8 tRNA genes are annotated in these 1,448 nt (G+C 41.0%); all 8 read right to left on the minus strand.

Annotated features, from left to right (window positions below):
- Positions 1-666: 666 nt before the first annotated feature.
- The 8 genes from V7077_RS27020 to V7077_RS27055 all read right to left on the minus strand — a co-directional run bounded on the left by V7077_RS27020 (position 667) and on the right by V7077_RS27055 (position 1,366).
- A tRNA-Arg gene (locus V7077_RS27020) sits at positions 667-740 on the minus strand.
- A 20-nt stretch (positions 741-760) separates the two neighbouring features.
- Positions 761-835, minus strand: a tRNA-Asn gene (locus V7077_RS27025).
- Positions 836-849: 14 nt separating this feature from the next.
- A tRNA-Ile gene (locus V7077_RS27030) sits at positions 850-926 on the minus strand.
- 4 nt (positions 927-930) lie between these two features.
- A tRNA-Gly gene (locus V7077_RS27035) sits at positions 931-1,004 on the minus strand.
- A gap of 10 nt (positions 1,005-1,014) precedes the next feature.
- A tRNA-His gene (locus tag V7077_RS27040) sits at positions 1,015-1,090 on the minus strand.
- 5 nt (positions 1,091-1,095) lie between these two features.
- A tRNA-Tyr gene (locus V7077_RS27045) sits at positions 1,096-1,180 on the minus strand.
- Positions 1,181-1,206: 26 nt separating this feature from the next.
- Positions 1,207-1,279, minus strand: a tRNA-Phe gene (locus tag V7077_RS27050).
- A gap of 10 nt (positions 1,280-1,289) precedes the next feature.
- A tRNA-Pro gene (locus V7077_RS27055) sits at positions 1,290-1,366 on the minus strand.
- Positions 1,367-1,448 lie beyond the last annotated feature (82 nt).

Here is a 1,448-nt window from a genome sequence, read left to right on the forward strand (position 1 = left end):
GTTACGTTGGCTTCATTTCGTAAGAAATGAATATTATTGTTTGTTGACGTTTTTGTTTGTTTAGTTTTCAAAGAACAATTTTGATGAGACAACTTTTATATCTTATCAGTTAATCCCGATGATGTCAACAACTTTTTCTATCTTTTAATTAATAGTTTAATAGTTTTGCTGACAACTTTTATATAATATCATCAATTTAACCTGGTGTCAACCATATTTATTTAATGATAAAGGTACTCCTTTTTCATTAAGCTCTGTTATAACTGAATGTTGATTTCCTGTGTTTGAAAAATAAACGGAAAAATTCCGTTTAAATTGGGAAATATCCATCTTTTCTTAAAAATAAAGGAAGTTTTTCCGTTTATATTATCCATATCCTTGGATTTTGACTTATTTAGAGCAGTTAATCGGAATATATCCGCTTATATCTGCTTCTAAAGCCTTCCTTTTAGACTTTAGCCGGAATTTCTCCGCTTATGAATTCTTATACCTACACGAAAATCCACAATGAATACTAACAGATCCTTTCATTTAATTATCAACTATTATAAATCATTTTTTTAACCTTAAATGATTTATATATAAGTCTTAGATTATCGTTCAGTTTGCAAAAAAAACACCTGAGTAGGACTAGTACTCAGGTGTTTGGGATCATTATTAGTTTTACGCGCCTTAGAGGATTCGAACCTCTGACCGTACGCTTAGAAGGCGTATGCTCTATCCAGCTGAGCTAAAGGCGCATGATATGTATTGTAAAAAATGGCTCCGCAGGTAGGACTCGAACCTACGACCGATCGGTTAACAGCCGATAGCTCTACCACTGAGCTACTGCGGAATAATAAAAAACTATGGTGGGCCTAAATGGACTCGAACCATCGACCTCACGCTTATCAGGCGTGCGCTCTAACCAGCTGAGCTATAGGCCCATATTGGAGCGGGTGATGGGAATCGAACCCACTACATCAGCTTGGAAGGCTGAGGTTTTACCAGTAAACTACACCCGCAAAATATATATGGGGCGGCTGATGGGAATCGAACCCACGAATGTCGGAACCACAATCCGATGCGTTAACCACTTCGCCACAGCCGCCATTATGGTGGAGGGGGACGGATTCGAACCGCCGAACCCTGAGGGAGCGGATTTACAGTCCGCCGCGTTTAGCCACTTCGCTACCCCTCCATAAAAGTCAATCGTGCACTGAAAGGTGGCTCAGGACGGAATCGAACCGCCGACACAAGGATTTTCAGTCCTTTGCTCTACCGACTGAGCTACTGAGCCTTAATAAATATGGTCGGGAAGACAGGATTCGAACCTGCGACCCCTTGGTCCCAAACCAAGTGCTCTACCAAGCTGAGCTACTTCCCGATAAATAATGGCGCGCCCGAAAGGAGTCGAACCCATAACCTTCTGATCCGTAGTCAGACGCTCTATCCAATTGAGCTACGGG

It is taken from the genome of Neobacillus vireti, from assembly GCF_036962465.1.
Taxonomy (GTDB): Bacteria; Bacillota; Bacilli; order Bacillales; family Cytobacillaceae; genus Neobacillus; species Neobacillus vireti_B.